The 16,361-nt window shown below is 36.4% G+C and carries 10 protein-coding genes; 1 reads left to right on the top strand and 9 read right to left on the bottom strand.

What is annotated here, in order from left to right; genetic code table 11:
* Positions 1-128: 128 nt before the first annotated feature.
* Positions 129-863: a slipin family protein gene (locus tag CA834_RS06170; RefSeq protein WP_094967818.1), complete on the top strand. Its 735-nt coding sequence runs from the start codon at positions 129-131 to the stop codon at positions 861-863.
* Between the two features lie 79 nt (positions 864-942).
* Here CA834_RS06170 and CA834_RS06165 read toward each other — a convergent pair whose 3' ends face one another.
* The 9 genes from CA834_RS06165 to CA834_RS06125 form a co-directional block, all read right to left on the bottom strand.
* Entirely contained in the window at positions 943-1,218 is a 276-nt protein-coding gene (locus tag CA834_RS06165) for a TlpA family protein disulfide reductase (RefSeq protein ID WP_133085460.1), read from the bottom strand.
* A gap of 21 nt (positions 1,219-1,239) precedes the next feature.
* On the bottom strand, positions 1,240-3,579 hold the full coding sequence (locus CA834_RS06160) for a T9SS type B sorting domain-containing protein (protein WP_094967816.1): 2,340 nt from the start codon (positions 3,577-3,579) through the stop codon (positions 1,240-1,242).
* 466 nt (positions 3,580-4,045) lie between these two features.
* Positions 4,046-5,929 carry a TlpA family protein disulfide reductase gene (locus tag CA834_RS06155; RefSeq protein WP_094967815.1) on the bottom strand — a complete coding sequence of 628 codons (1,884 nt, stop codon included), beginning with the start codon at positions 5,927-5,929 and terminating at the stop codon, positions 4,046-4,048.
* 174 nt (positions 5,930-6,103) lie between these two features.
* Positions 6,104-6,673: a Pycsar system effector family protein gene (locus CA834_RS06150; RefSeq protein WP_094967814.1), complete on the bottom strand. Its 570-nt coding sequence runs from the start codon at positions 6,671-6,673 to the stop codon at positions 6,104-6,106.
* Positions 6,674-6,688: 15 nt separating this feature from the next.
* Positions 6,689-7,729, bottom strand: coding sequence for a response regulator (locus CA834_RS06145; protein WP_206186854.1), 1,041 nt, complete (start codon positions 7,727-7,729; stop codon positions 6,689-6,691).
* Complete coding sequence (locus CA834_RS06140) at positions 7,729-8,103, bottom strand: response regulator (RefSeq protein WP_094967812.1); 375 nt, start codon at positions 8,101-8,103, stop codon at positions 7,729-7,731. Before CA834_RS06140 ends, CA834_RS06145 begins: the two co-directional genes overlap by 1 nt.
* Positions 8,100-10,280: a tetratricopeptide repeat-containing sensor histidine kinase gene (locus CA834_RS06135; protein WP_094967811.1), complete on the bottom strand. Its 2,181-nt coding sequence runs from the start codon at positions 10,278-10,280 to the stop codon at positions 8,100-8,102. Before CA834_RS06135 ends, CA834_RS06140 begins: the two co-directional genes overlap by 4 nt.
* Positions 10,281-10,284: 4 nt before the next feature.
* Positions 10,285-11,586, bottom strand: coding sequence for an ATP-binding protein (locus tag CA834_RS06130; RefSeq protein ID WP_094967810.1), 1,302 nt, complete (start codon positions 11,584-11,586; stop codon positions 10,285-10,287).
* Between the two features lie 8 nt (positions 11,587-11,594).
* Positions 11,595-16,358, bottom strand: a complete 4,764-nt coding sequence (locus CA834_RS06125; RefSeq protein WP_094967809.1) for an ATP-binding protein — start codon at positions 16,356-16,358, stop codon at positions 11,595-11,597.
* Between the last annotated feature and the right edge of the window lie 3 nt (positions 16,359-16,361).

Raw genomic sequence — 16,361 nt, 5'->3', positions numbered from 1 at the left:
ACATAAAGATAAAGAGTGTCTTATTCAAAAGAAGACTTAACTAATACTTAGACCTATGATGAAAGTCATTTTTTAAATGCCGTTTTAGTGCCATCTTGTAAGACTATAATTTACAAATCCATAGTCTTATGAGCACCTTATATTTTATTTCGATACTTGTCATCCTATTTCTATTAGCTGGAATACGCATTATTTTTGAGTACAAACGCGCCTTAAAATTTAGATTTGGTAAGTATGTAGGAACACTTAAACCTGGTTTTAGATGGATTATACCGCTTGTAGAAACCATTCAAATTGTAGATGTGAGGGTGATTACCATAAATATTGTGTCTCAAGAGGTCATGACCGAGGATAACGTGCCATGTAGCATTGACGGTGTAGTCTTTTTTAAGGTTGTGGATCCTGAGATGGCGGTATTGGAAGTTGAGGAATTTCAATTTGCCATCTCACAATTATCCCAGGCAGCACTGCGTGATGTGTGTGGTAAGGTAGAATTAGACACTATTTTATCCAAGCGCGAAGAAATGGGTAAAAACATAAAATCTATTGTCGAAATCGAAACAAAAGAATGGGGTATAGACATTATTGATGTTAAGATTAAGGATATTCAGCTTCCTGAAAACATGAAGCGTATGATGGCCAATCAGGCCGAGGCAGAACGTTCACGAAGAGCACGTATTATTTTAGCCCAGGCGGAAGAACAGGCAGCTGATGCCTTGTTACAAGCAGGTAAAAAGATAGACCAGTCGCCATCTGCAATAAAATTGCGCTTGTATCAAACGTTATCTAATATCGCTGCAGAGAAAAATTCTACAATCTTGTTCCCATTTCCTGAAGAGGTGTTGCCTAGAAATAAAAATTAAATTGAGTAATCTCACAGATATAATAACAAAAAAGGAAAGCAAATTTGCTTTCCTTTTTTGTTATTATTAATGGTAACTATTATGGCGCTGATTTCAACATTTGAATCATCCCATCAATTTTGTTTAAAAGCTTATCATTAGAGCCGCTGTAACCAACATCTTTAAATTTTATGCGGCCACTCGGCCCAATAATTACTTTAGTAGGGATACCTGAGATATTATATTTCTTGGCAATTTCGTGACTACTGCCATTTTCTTCCTTTGGATCAATGAGAACTTCAAAATCGTACTTGTTTTCATTAATAAAATCTTGAACTGAAGAAATACGATTTTTGTAATGCGTAATACTCTGCAACAAAATGGTTGCTCCAGTGTATTATCTCTTTAAAGTAAAATTGCCGGAGTGAACTTTTCCGTTAGAACGTACAACCTTAAACCAGTAATCTGATGATGGCAGTGGAGCTCCGTTAAATGTACCGTCCCATCCAATATCGTAATGGTTGAGTTTGGCTATTAACTTACCATATCGGTTGTAAATACTAATTTCTATATTTTCTTCTCGTTTAGAATTGATAACTTGCCAATAATCGTTATTTCCATCCCCGTTAGGGGTGAAGAACTTGTTATAATAGAGTAGATAAAGGGTATCACTTGTAACTTCCCTTAAACAATTGGCATCTCTTACGTATACTGTATAATCTTGTAGTGGTAAGTTCAGAAACACAGGAGAACTTTGATAATTAGTTCCGTCAATGGAGTATTCATAATTACCCGGCTCGCTTAAAATTATTTCTATGGAATTATGTTCCAAGCTCCAATCTAATACATTAATATCTTCAATAATAGGTTCAGCATCACCTAAATTTACATAAACTGTAGTTTGGGCTTCACAGGTAAATTCTCCAAAATCTTTTACAACCGTCAACGTATAAAAGCCTATTGAAGTTACCGTAATACTTTGGGTATTTTCTCCTGTTGACCACTCATAACTAATAAAACCATCTGGTGCCTCTAGGGTAAGTCCTGAACGTTCATCACAAATAAATTGCTCGGTGGGAATATCAATTGTAATATATTCAGGCGTAATTATATCAAAATTAGAAATATCGAAGCAAGATGGACTGAGCGCATTTTCTACTCGTACCCAAATAGTTTGTGTTCCAATTTCTGGAATATATTCCAAAACGTTATTGTTTTGTAATAAGGCATCTAACTCCGACAAATAATAGGAAACTCTAAAAATTTGAGAATCTAAACCACTCAAGATTTCGGAGTTGTAATCAACAAGGAAAATATTGGTATCCTCTGAGCAAAGGTATATATTGTCTAAATTGGGAATAGTCGGAGTTGCATATATTGTAATGTCTTTAGTGTCTGTATATATCAATGTATTTGAAATGTCATAGACTTCTACAGAAGTCGTGTATGTACCTGGCGAGGCATATGTATGGCTTATATTTTCCCCATTTGCAGTATTTCCATCACCTAAATCCCATAGATATGTGGCATCTCTAAGTGACGTGCTATAATTCAATTCTGTCGTCTCGCCCTCACAAATATTAATATAGGAAATGCCTTCTGGAAATTTAGGTAGTAAAAAGGTTGGTAAATCAAGTAAATTGGTACCTCCAACACTTAATACATTATTATTATAATCGCATCCAAGTCCTATGACATCTGGATTTTGAATGGCACCAATATAAGACGTCCAACTTTCAATACTGAAAATTTGTCCATCTGGCCCACGCTTAAGATAAGGATAGATTGAACTTGTTGTTGTAATATCAATACGAGGAGGTATATTATCTAAATCCGATATATCATATTGTTGTATGCCAGAGTTTAAATAAGTGGTATATAAAACCTTGCTATTTGGCGAGAACTCTACCGCAACAAATGGTTCAGTGGCTTCTGTTTCATCCTCTTCTTCGTATGCTAATTTTAGTTTTCCAGTTAAATCATCAAACTCCAGTATGAATAATTTTCTAAGTACTGGAAATCCTGCTGCCACTAAGTTATTATCTGGCGATATTTCCATAACTCCAAAATTTGCAAGATTACCATCGAAAAAACTTACACCTTCATTTGAAGTTACAGGTGTACTGGAGATACCGTTTTCAGTTATTAAATAAGACACATAAGTTCCTCTACGTATGGAAATTAACCAAATGTCTTTTCCATTTGCATGTCTAGCAGTTACCATATGCTGACCTACATGAGAAGTCATTACCACATGGGTGTTGTTTGGATCTAATCCGCCTAAACCATTATCTAGTGTCATGTCAACGATAGTATAAGTCAGCTTACTTGATAACCCATCTTGGATATTTACGAAAACATAAAATCGGTTAGAATTTCCAGGATCTCTCGCTACAGCCGCTTGAGATTCCCACACAGCGTATTCATTTGTTGGAGAGTTGACCATATTTTCGTGCTGTGAATTTTTAAAAATCCTTCCATCGGAATAAAACAAAAGTTCACCTTCCTCATCACTAACACAGATAATATTGTCAGGTCCTTCAATTTGACCTAGCACTATTTGTCTTTCTATACTATTGTTGGTCAAGCTATTGTAGCTGTTGGTATTTTCATTGTATCTCATACCTGCCAACATACCAAAATACCACTGATTTCTTTCCCTTTGAGCATTTATTAACTGCAAGGGAATCATAATAAAAATCAAAAAAACAAAACTAGGTATTGATTTTATTTTCATTTTACTTTCTTTTCATAGCTTAAAAAGACAGACTTAATAATTTTTTTAATTGGGTATAAGGTTTTATTCTAAACCTTTTAGCTTGCGTTAGCAAAAATTAATTTTTTTATCCCTCTTTTCGAAGTTATTTTACTCCACACCAATTTTAAAATGGTATTTGATTGTATTAGACTTCCTGGCTTTTGTGCAAGTCTGTGTGTTATACCTTACCGTTAAATGGAACTAGAAATATTTTAATTCATAGTCCAGTACTTAGGTTTAATTTCTCTGGCTGACCATCATATCTATAGCTTCAAAGGTTAAGAATTCAGCAAGACAATTTAATCCTACTTATAAAAACAAACTTTTACGGTATTTTATTATAGTGAGGTTCCGAGACTCTTAAAATACTAAAATAATCCAAAATGCTAAATTAGCTTAATGATTTCGTTATCTGAAGGATTATGTCGATGTTATGTCGTGAATATTAAAAGTTCAGTAATGATATCATCCCATCAATTTTGTTTAAAAGCTTATCATTAGAGCCGCTGTAACCAACATCTTTAAATTTTATGCGGCCATTTGGTCCAATTATGACTTTAGTAGGGATACCTGAGATATTATATTTCTTGGCAATATCGTGACTACTGCCATTTTCTTCCTTTGGATCAATGAGAACTTCAAAATCGTACTTATTTTCATTTATAAAATCTTGAACTTCAGTAATGCGGTTTTCACCACTTTCAAAGGTGTCAACAAATAAAAATACTACGTTCTCGTCATTTTTATATTTGGTAACAGCCTTTTGCATACCTGGGAAAGACGAAATACAAGGGCCACACCAAGTTGCCCAAAAATCTAGAATAACCGTTTTACCTTTTAATGCGGATAGTTTAACCTCCTCGTTGTTAAGGTTTTTTGCTACGAAATCTGGCGCTTTCTCATCTAGCATCGTTTTTTCAAGCTTTTCGAGTTGTTTAATTTTGGCGCTCTCTTTTAATTCAGACAAGACCGTATTAGCATCACCTTTTTTATTAGCCTGTGTAAAAGCATCTTTAAAATAGTCATTTAGCGTTGGTGTGGCATACCCTTCACTTATAAAGGTTTTAGCTTTGTCTACTGCTTTGTCGTACTGACCGTCCGCTATGAGATATTCTATATAACGCTCATTGTTGTCAGGTGACATTCCTTTACCAATAGCCTTAGCCTGATAGGTTATAGCCTCTTCTGTCTTACCAAGTTTAAAAAGTAAAAGGGCGTATGTGTCTGCATACATGTTATAGTTGAAATCAAGGTTTCGCTTATATTGATTTGGACTGTAATACTGAGGTTGCTCATTGAGTTCACCTTGTTCTTTTTCTATGAGGTCTAGTGATAATTTGGACATCTCTGCCGCCTTCTCCAAGTCCTTGCCTTTTTCTGCTCGTGCCCATGCAATAGAATTTAATAAAGAGGCTTTTGAGGTCGCGCTTTTTATCATTTCAAAATAACCCTTAAAAGCTGAATCATTTTTGATATTAAAATTTCCTACGGCTAAATTCTGTAAAATATAATCTGCATTTGGAGATTGCATGATGGCATTATTATTATCCACAAAAAATTGTTCCTTTGCTTCAAGAGATTCCAGGTTAAAAAAAGGCGAAACCTTATGCTGTTGTGCCATTTTACTCTCGGGAAACTTTTCGCTTATTATTGCTTTTATGCTGTCGTAGCGTCTGGTGTCTTGAGTTCTTCCATACACGGTAGATAATTGCTTGTAATCCTCTAAATCTAATTCAGATTTTGAAGTCACCTCAGTAATATATTTTTCTGCTACTGCCTTGGCCTTATCACCATCTGCTTGCTGCGCAACATAAATGTGGGAAGGCATCCATTGGTCTTCAAGTTGTGGATTCTTAGCGAGTGCTGTTTCAATGGCGTTAAGCGTCAAAGTAGCATCTCCTGTAGTTAAATCGTAGAAAGCACCGTCATTTATTAAATAGAACTGATATGCTGCTTCAGCATCCACGGCCGACTTACCATCTTCATTAACTACTTTAAATACGTAGCCTTTTCCTTTGTTGTTTTCTGGTTGTTGGTTTTCGTAAAAGTGAAAGGCTACAACAGAAATACTATCTGGTATGGTAACAACAGCTTCGTTATTAGTAAATTCTACATCATAAGGGTATGCCTTGGTATGTTTCACTTGATGAAAAAAACTATTACTCAAGTCGCTTGTACCGTTGTATGTGATAGTAAAAGGCGAATTAGCCACAATATCTCCAGATGAGAAGGTGAAATCCCCGATGGTTTCGGGTTGTATTTTCTTTTCTTCTGATTGGCAATTGGAAAGTGTCATGGCTATTAAGACAAGGGCTATAAATTTTCTCATGATTATGTTAGTTTAACTATTCCTAAAAATAAGCATTCTAAGGCGTCTTTGAAAACAAGTTTTGGCGATTCTTTTTTCATTATAGAACAGCCGTAAATCTAGTACCATTTCCGTAATTTTCGGAGAGGATACTAACGAGACTATAATTTTGAGATTTTAAGAAGCTATATTAAGTTAAAAAAAAGCCATAAAAACCTGATAAATTCCAATTAGGAATAAAACACCTAAACCTGCTGCCAAAAGGCTTATAGCACGTTTTACATTTTTAAATTTCCAATCGGCTATTTTGGAAATTATGAAAATCTGTTCACCTAGTTGTTTGAACAATTGATTTTCATCTGTACTCATCTCAAAGAAGGACTTGGTAAATTCATTTACCGTTCCAAATTTTGAAATGATATCCTTGAAAAAGAACATATTCTTCTCATAATTACCCTCGATTTTCGGGATAAAACACCTAACACAAAAAAATATAGATGTTGAAGTGAGAATGACCCATAATGCGATTAATACATACAAGGTGTAATCACTCTCTAATGATTGTGAAATTTCACTTGAGCTTTGATAGATAAAATTTAAAAGTATACCATAAAATGATAGGATGAGACCCGCCTTTAATTCTGAGGCTTTTATAAGACCTGTCAAGTAACTAATACTCCCCCAGTAGTGATCTACAAGATCATCCGTATGTTTATTTTTAAATCTCGCTGGGCTGCTTTTATATTTTGATTTTGGATGTTCCATTCAATTAAGTTTTTACTATTCTACCACCTCAAATATAGTAATTGAGTGAGATTTATTTTTTAGCGCGATACTACCAACTTTATTACATTTAAAAGATTCCTTAACCTTGTTGTAGCATTCTTCACAGATGATAATTTGATTTTCTTTTGCGGCATCCTGTAACCTTGCCGCTGTATTTACAGTATCTCCAATAACGGTGTAGTCTAAGCGTTTTAAACTTGAGGAACCAATATTACCAGATATCATTTCGCCACTTTTGATACCAATGGATACTTTAGGGGTATAACTTAAATCCTCACCGATATCGGTTAAGGTATTGATTTTCTCGCATACAGCTAAAGCAGCATCAATAGCACGGTCGAGGTGAAATTCGCCCCGGAAAACGGCCATAATAGCATCCCCGATAAATTTATCTATATAGCCTTTATGCTCAATGATTTCTTTTACCATTTCATCAAAATAGGTATTGATCATTTTTACGACTGTATCGGCTTTTTCAGTTTCGCTAATAGCTGTGAAACCACATATATCGATAAACATAACGGTACCCTCAATAGTCTCGTTAGCCATAATTGTAGACTCATACTCCCTATTGCCCATAAAGTTCAAAACGTTTTCATCAACATACATTTTTAAGATATTGTTTTCCTTGATGGCTTGGAGTGTTTCTTTTAAATGTCTAGCGTGCTCTAGGGTTTTTTCCATGGTAATGGTTAAATCCTCAAAGTTGATGGGCTTAGTAATGAAATCAAATGCACCGCGATTCATGGCTGTTCTAATATTATCCATATCACCGTAGGCCGAGACGATTACCGACTTAATAAGAGGGCTCAATTCATGCAGTTCGGAAAGTAGGGTAAGACCATCCATTTCCGGCATATTAATATCACTTAATACAATATCAACTTCTGGATGTTCTTGAATACGCTCTAAAGCTATTTTACCGTTTTCAGCAAATAGAAATTCGTATTCTTTCTGTCGAATTTTTTTTCTGAATTTTTGTTTGATAAGTGCCTCTAAATCGGCTTCGTCATCAACGACTAGTATCTTTGCCATTATAATTTTTGGATTAATTTTTCTTTTAATACTTTAAAGTCAACAGGTTTTGTTAAAAAATCATCTGCCCCTAAATTTTTTGCCGTATTGTAATTGTCTTCATCACCGTAAGCGGTAACCATCATAACCACTGGAGGTGGTTTTAAAAAGTCTTTCTTTATGGTTTCTAAGAGCTGTAGCCCACTCATGCCAGGCATGTTGATGTCTGAGAGTATTAAAACAGCCTCTTGCTCCATTTTACGCAGGGTATCTAGAGCTTCCTCTCCTGAAAAAGCAAACATAAAATGGAGTTCGCCTTTGCGTATTTCTTTCCTGAAACGCTGTAGAAAAAGTGTTTTTACATCTTGTTCGTCGTCTACTACTAATATTTTCATGCTCTTTTAGTTTTGATTGGTATTGTTATGATAAATTCTGTATAATTTTGGTTTTTGCTCTTAACCTCTAGGGTGCCGCCATGCGCTTTAACAATATCGTAGCTCATGGATAATCCTAGACCTGTACCTTTACCTGTAGGTTTTGTGGTAAAAAAGGGCTGAAAAATTTTATTGAGTACTTCTTTTGGAATACCATCTCCATTGTCCCAAACTGAAATATGAATGTATTGTTCAACTTTTTTGGTAGTCACTGATACTGTAGGTGTATATGATCTGGCTTCTTTTTCTGTTAAACGCGCTTGTTTTTCGCTGACGGCATAAAAAGCATTGGTAAATAAATTAAGAATGACTCTACCGATATCTTGGGGAATGACATTTACGGTTTTTATAGTGTCATCAAAATGAGTTTCTAAATGTGCGTTAAAGGATTTATCCTTTGCTCTTAATCCATGATAGGCGAGACGCATGTATTCTTCAGCCAACGCATTAATATCTGTTGGTTCTTTGGTGTTGCCCGTATTACGACTATGTTGCAACATCCCTTTTACGATTGAATCTGCGCGTTTACCGTGATGGTTAATTTTTTCCGAGTTCTCACTCAAGTCCTTTAAAATAGCCTTGGTCTCCTTAATATCCCCCTTGTCCAACTCTTCATTGGCTTCCTCTATAAGTTCTTTATTTAATTCGGAAAAATTATTTACGAAGTTTAACGGGTTTTGAATCTCATGAGCAATACCGGCTGTAAGTTCACCTAATGAAGCCATTTTTTCGGACTGAATGAGTTGAGCTTGGGTCGATTTGAGTTCAGAAAGGGAACTTTTTAGTTTTAGGTTGGCATCTTTTAGGGCCTTTTGGTTGTCTCGAAGTTTGTCATTTAACAGCTCAAGGGCCTTTCTTTTTCTTTTATTGTTTTTAATTGTAAAGAACATACCAAAGAGAATAACTCCCAATAACAAGGCAATGCCTATATATAAAAACTGGATACGACGTTGACGATTTATCGTGGCATCCTGTACTTCTATAGTTTCATCTTTTTTGGCCGTCTCATATTTTATCTGAAGCTCGGTTTCGAGCTGTTCAATAATTTCTTCAAGATTATTAAAGCGTTCCTTTGAAAATAACTTTTCATATTCCAATGCTTTTTTGTAGTCTCCTAGAGCGGTATAGCTCTCCGAAGCATGCATGTAATTTTCAAAGAGATTTTGCGTATTGCCACTTTTTTTCATGAGTGCAATAGCCTCTAAGGTATAGGGTAGGGCTTCCTCATAGTTTTCCTGCAGGCGATAAACATGACCTATGTTAGCTAGAGCCGGAATTAATCCTCTTTCTTGATTATATGCTTTTGCCAAATTGTAGCATGTTTTATATTCAGCAATAGCCTCGTCATAACGCTCTAAATACTTATAAATGTTTCCTCGCGTGTTGTAGTTTGGAGCAATATTGATTTCCTTGCTACCGACATCCTTTAAAACGGTTATTGCGCTGTTTATGGCGGATAGTGCTTCGTCATAGCGCTCTAATATTAAAAGATTATCAGCCTTATACCTAAAGCTAATGGCTAGTTCTTCCGGTACATCCAGTTGTTTTTGTATGTCAATTGCTTTTTGGCAATAGTCTGCGCCTTCAGAATAGTTTTCTTGATAATATAATAAGTCACAGATGCGTGTATAGCTCTTTGCTATACCACTTAAATCTTGCTGTTGCTCGTAAAGTTCAAGGGCCTTAAAGTCTTGTGTCATGGCATTAACATAGTCACCTCTTTGTTTGTAAATATCTTCCAATAGAAGATGGTTTTCTGCCTGAAGAAGAAAGGATTTGGTAGCTTTATAAATGTTTGCTGCTTGAGTATAGTAAAATACGGACGAATCTAAGGAGACGTTGCCATTGTGCCATTGTGCTAAATTGCGATACGCTTGTGCTAATTGCATTTTGAAATTTCCACGTATAGCAAGTTTTACAGCCCTTTGTAAATCTGAATATAACTTTGTGGAATCTACTACTGGCCGTGTGAGTTGCTCTGAATGCTCAGACATCATTTGGTTTAAAAGCTCTTCCTTTTCATCTGACACCTCTTGAGAAAGCACCCCAGAAATAATAAAACATGCAAACAGCAGACTAAGACTTTTTTTAAGTTTAGTTTTATATGAATGAATAAAATATTGTGCTGGCTGCGTCATAGCACTACTTCCTATTTAATGGTATTTTAATTATGAATTCGGTTCCTTCTCCTTCTTTGGTTTTAACCTTTAATTCCCCTTGGTGTGCTTTAATGATATCATAACTCATAGATAAACCTAAACCGGTACCTTTTCCTGTAGATTTAGTCGTGAAAAATGGTTCGAAAATTTTGTTGATATTGGTTTCGGGAATACCGTTTCCATTGTCGCTAACCTTAATTTCAATACAATCTTTCAATCTCTCTGTTTTCAAAGATACGGTTGGTTTGTATGCTTTATGCAGGGTAGTTGATTTCTTTTCATCAACCGCATAAAAGGCGTTGGTCAATAAATTTAAAACAACCCGTCCAACATCTTGAGGTATAATATTTACTTTACCTATGCTTTTATCAAAATAAGTGACCAATTGTGCATTAAAGTTTTTATCCTTAGCACGCATCCCGTGATAAGCCAATCTCAAATATTCATCGGCTAGCACATTTAGGTCAACAGCTTCTTTTTTGCCACTGCTGGCTCTACTATGTTGCAACATCCCTTTAACAATACTATCTGCGCGTTTACCGTGATGATTTATTTTTGACAAATTCTGCTTTATATCACTAGCTATAGCTTTGGCCTCTTCATATTCTTTATGGTCCAATTCCTCGATCATTTCATCTAATAATTCGCTACTCACCTCAGAAAAATTATTTACGAAGTTTAATGGGTTTTGTATTTCATGAGCGATACCAGCGGTAAGCTCACCCAAACTTGCCATTTTCTCAGCGTGAATCAACTGACTTTGGGTGGCTTTTAGTTCTTCAAATGACTTTTTTAATTCTTTGGTTTGTTCGTTAACTTGCTGTTGTAGTTTTTCATTTTCACGTTTCCATTCCTCTTGGTGCCATGTGCCATCTTCTTCGTCCATCCCTAATGATCCATGCCAGTGTAACACTTTCCATTTAGCTTCTTTAAAAACATAGATAGTAGAGAGTCTCAGGCCTAAGACCTTTTTGTTACCATCTAGGGTGTAGGTAAGTGTAATTTCATTTACTGTAAGAATCGTATTCCCATCACCAAGGGATTTTTTAAAAATAGGGGTAATAGTATAACTAAAATCTTTTAGAGCCTCTCGCGAGTCAATTCCTGTTTGTAGAAGTTGTTTGAACTCTTTAAGATTAGTGATGTATTCATTAATGGTAGTCCCATACCCCATTACATCCGGAAGGACAAAGTCTTTTGATGCACTAAGCGGTAAATCGCCTAAGCATAATGACACCCATTTGGCATCTACAGTTTCTAATTCTTTTATTTTATCGTACTCCATAAACGTTATTATACTTCTGGCAATTGAATTGTAAATATTGTCCCTACATTTTCTTTGGTCTCCACTTTTAAATCACCCCCATGGCCCTTAGTGATTATATCATAGCTTAAAGATAGTCCTAATCCTGTACCTTCACCTGTAGGTTTGGTAGTGAAAAAGGGTTGAAATATTTTTTCTTTTACAGACTCAGGCATACCGTTACCGTTATCTGTAACTATAATTTGTATGCCTTTAGATTTCTTTTTTGTGCTAATTGATACAGAAGGTTTATAATCTTCAATACCAGTTTTCTTTTTCTCATTAACCACATAAAAGGCATTGGTTAAAAGATTAAGGATAACACGCCCAACATCCTGAGGGACGACCTTAACAGTTTCAATGTTATCATCAAAATCTGTCACCAATTCAGCATTAAAGGACTGGTCTTTTGCTCTTAGACCATGATAGGCCAATCTCAAATACTCGTCGGCTAAAGCATTAATATCTGTTGGTTCTTTTTTATCGCCACTTGCGCGGCTGTGTTGCAACATGCCCTTTACAATACCATCGGCACGTTTGCCGTGGTGGTTAATTTTTTCAAGATTTTGGATGATGTCTTGCATAATTTCTTTGGCCTCCTCTAAATCACCATTCTCAATTTCTTCCTTCATTTCCTCTAAGAGTTCCTTACTGACTTCAGAAAAATTATTTACAAAGTTTAAAGGATTCTGAATCTCATGCGCAATACCGGCAGTTAGCTCACCTAAAGAAGCCATTTTTTCTGACTGTATCAGTTGCTTTTGTGTGGTCTGTAGTTCTGACAAAGCATCCTCCGCCCGCTTTTTTTCGGTTTTTAATCGCTTTAAATCAATCTTGGCCTGGGTTAAATCTTTAAATCGGGAATAGGCCAATGAAAAAACCGAAGCACAACGTTTTAACAATACCCAACTCTCCTCGGAAATGTCACCAGCTGAGGCAGCGCCAATAGCACCATTAGAAAATTTATGAAGATGATAGGTTCGCTCTGGTATATCTTCTCCATAGTACGATTGTAATACTTCTGACTGTTCTGCGCAGTAGCGTATCCATTCTATACGCTCCTTACCCTTCATTACAATAGATGTTGTCTGTTTCTTGGAGTCATGAAATTTTAACATTTGCTGGCCAACCCAAGTTGCTGTAAAGTCCATTGAAATGTGGTCACTAATGAGCTTTTTCTTTTTTGAACGCGCATCCTTAAGAGCATACCAACATTCTGCATTACTAACCTCATCATCTAAAATATAAATGCTGGAGGTCTCTAATTCTTCAATCCCTAAAAGTCCCATTTCCGTTCTTAAAACACTGGCAACTTCCTTTAATTCCTCGGGTTCTTGCATAGCTAAGGCACGTGCCCTTACACGTTCTAAAGCTGTTTCAACTTTACTCTTATACGCATTTTTCTCTGCAGTTTGTAAATCTAAAAATCGTGTATAGGCTTGCTCGAACACCTTGGCAAAACGTGGTAGAATATCGGTATTCTCAAGGTGCTTGAGTGAGGAAATTAGGATATAACCGTTCTTAAATGACGCACCATAATCTATTTCCCATGGCGGGGGTGCTGGCATAGGTGCATTTCGAGCTTCTAAATCCTTTAATGCAATTTGCGCAGATGGTAATTTAAAAATGTCTTCAAAATGCTGTTCTATAAAGTCGCTAGGTATTTCAATAGAAAATAGGTCTTTACCAGCTTTCCACTGGTCATAACGGTATTGATGAATATAATCTAAGTCAATAGGAACAATCATTGGGCTTAACATACCACCTCCTGGAATACTGTGCCATTGTTCCACATGGGCTTCATGTTTATCGCAAAAGACAATACCTGTGGCAAATAAATCTTCACCAAAACTTCTCAGTTGATTAAACATTTCAGTGGTGACCTCGGCAAAATCATTGGTGCTCTGCATACCCATGGATTGTGAGCGTACACGTTCCAACGAAGCTTCAATCTTGGATTCCCGTGCTTGTTCTTCAGCCCTTTTAAGGTCTAAAAAACGTGTGTAGGTTTGTTCAAAGACCTTACCAAACCGTTGAAAAATAGAATGCGCTTCTTGCACCTGTTCATAGGTAATGAACATCACGTAGCCAAACTTAAAATAACAGATATGAAATATCTGGAAAGTAGGAAGTTCTAATCCGGCATCAGTAAGCTCTTTTAAAATCTCCCCTACATTGGGAAGTTCTTTCATAAAGTCATAATGCTTCACTAAAGCCTCACCACCCAATTCTTTTACATAAAAACTTTCACCTTTTTCTTGTGGGGTATAAAAATCATAGCCTTCACCAATACTTGGCAGAACAAAGCCTTTTTGTATTTCGCCTTCTGAACTCATGTTGCAACTAGCGCTAGTTTTGCTGTCATCTTCCCAAATACAATAGCCTGCGCTCCATGCGGGAATTCCTAATTCTTGCACCTGAAGGAATAAATTGTTGGCAGCAAGGGGTAATTCCTCACTTTTTTGCATGGCCATGGTGCGCGACCTTACCTTTTCTAAAGCCGCTTCAATCTGGGCTTCTCTCGTTTGCGCTTCTGCTTTCTTCAAATCGAGAAAGCGCGTATAGGCCTGCTGAAATTCCTCACCAAATCGGAGGAGTATCTTTTGATCTTCCTCACCATATTGTACCCCTGAAAAGTTTTCAATATAAAGACCAATAGTGTCAATAAGAGATGTTGCTATAGTTAGGCTGGGGATTTTAAGATAAAAGCTCCGCGCATCTTCAGAAAGCTCGGGAACATACTTGAAAATCTGTTTGTAGAACTTATTTTTTGTTTTAAAATCAAGGTGGTTTACAAACAGCTTATGTCCTTTTTCTTTTGCAGTAATAAAGCTATTCCAGTGTGGTGAATCAAAGTAGGAGAGGCGTATTTGCGGTGTAACTTTATGTTCATCTGCCAGCCAGATAATCATATCATCATTCGTTTTATAGTCAATGATAAATCCAGCATGATCTAGGGTAATGCCTAAGTGGACAAATTGATCATGCACCACTTGGATAATAGTCTCAAGTTCATTACTAGATTGCATAGCCATAGACTTAGCACGCACGCGTTCTAAACACAATTGAATCTGTGCTTCTCTAGCTTGTGCTTCTGCCATTTGAAGATCGAGGAAGCGGACATGGGCTTGCTCAAATACATTGGCTGAGCGACGAAGTAAATTTCTTGACACCTCATCTGGTTCACCATAGGTTACCATCACTAGTGATCCTCCAGAAAAATCAGCAACTGCCCAGTTGGCTTTTAGTTGTTTTACAGGCACTTTACCAATAGAATCCAAGATGGATGAGTGTAATTCTGGTGCATGTTTTTTCAACACCTTAAACCATTCCGCAATTTTTTCTCCTTCATTTACCAGGATATAGTCTTTGGTTCCGATGGTATAATGGTGCACCATTTCATCTACGATGCGAATTCCCCTTTTTGGAAAGTGTGCCTGCGTCTGAACTATTTCATTTTCAGAACCCATGGCCTTCATAGCGCTCCAAGATTCAAAGGAATCTTCATCATTTCCATACAAATGGATGGCACAAACTTCTAAGTCTTTTTGACCGAGTAATCCCATTTGTTTTCTCAACTCCAAAGCCACTTCTTTTAACTCTTGAGAGTTGTGCATAGCCATGCTTCTACTCCGTACTTTTTCTAAAGCGGCTTCAATCTGTGCTTCTCTAGCTTGTGCTTCTGCCTTTTGAAGGTCACGGAAACGTATATAGGCTTGTTCAAATACTTTAGCAAAGCGCTTAATAATTACAGAATGATTTTCTGATAACTCATTCCCTTTAAAATCATTAATGGCAATCAATGAATTGGATACCGGCGCCATTGAAATGGTATATGCCGGACTATCAAATATCATCTGTTTTATGTCCTCAGGAACATCTTTAATGTCAGTGTTTTCAAATAAATAGGTATAAAATGAATCTTTGATTTTCTTAGAATAGTTGCCGACAAAAAATCCGTCTTTCTTATCTCGGGCATCTTTAAAATCATTTATGATGGCATTATCGAAATATGGCATACGATAATGACTTATTACTAAACCTTCAGAATTTTCACCACAAACATAATTAAGCATGTCTTCTGAATCTTCTAAATAGACCTGGATGCCTGCGGCAGTAACGGGAATTTGCAATTCTTTTAAATTTTCAAAAAGAACAGCTACAACTTGGTTGAGTTCATCTGAGGAATGCATAGCCATAGATTGGGCTCTAACCCGTTCCAGAGCTGCTTCTATTTCTAAATCTCGATTTTTTAAAACTAAATCTGCGGTTCTCTCTGCGACTTCCTTTTCTAATGCCTCTGCCTTTTCCTTCCAGTTTTCTATACCCCAGGTGTCTTTTTCACTTTCTACCTCTTCTGGCTTTGAAGAGTGGAAGTGAACCATCAACCATTTATCTTCAATATGTTCTAAAACCAAGGAAAGGCGAAGTATCATTTCTATGGGTTCTTCACCCGTTGTAATGGATAAAACACCCTCGTCTATATATACCGCAGTATTTTCATTTTCAGAAAGATGCATATGTAGCGTACTTAGCGCAACGTTCATATCGAATCCTTTACTTTGCTCTTTTTGTCGCTTTAGTAGCGCTTTTAAATCTTTTATCCCAAAAACCTTTTCATCTAAAGCAGTTCCAAATCCAACAAAACTAGGTGAGCATAAATCAGCTACAAGCTCATAATCATTATCCTCAAACCCTACTTTCAAGATGGTTTGGTGCGTCTTTTCTAAAAGTTTTCGTTTTGCTGCTTCCATTGG

This window comes from Winogradskyella aurantia, from assembly GCF_002266855.1.
Lineage (GTDB): Bacteria > Bacteroidota > Bacteroidia > Flavobacteriales > Flavobacteriaceae > Winogradskyella > Winogradskyella aurantia.
This window is presented reverse-complemented; position numbering and strand designations above follow the sequence as displayed.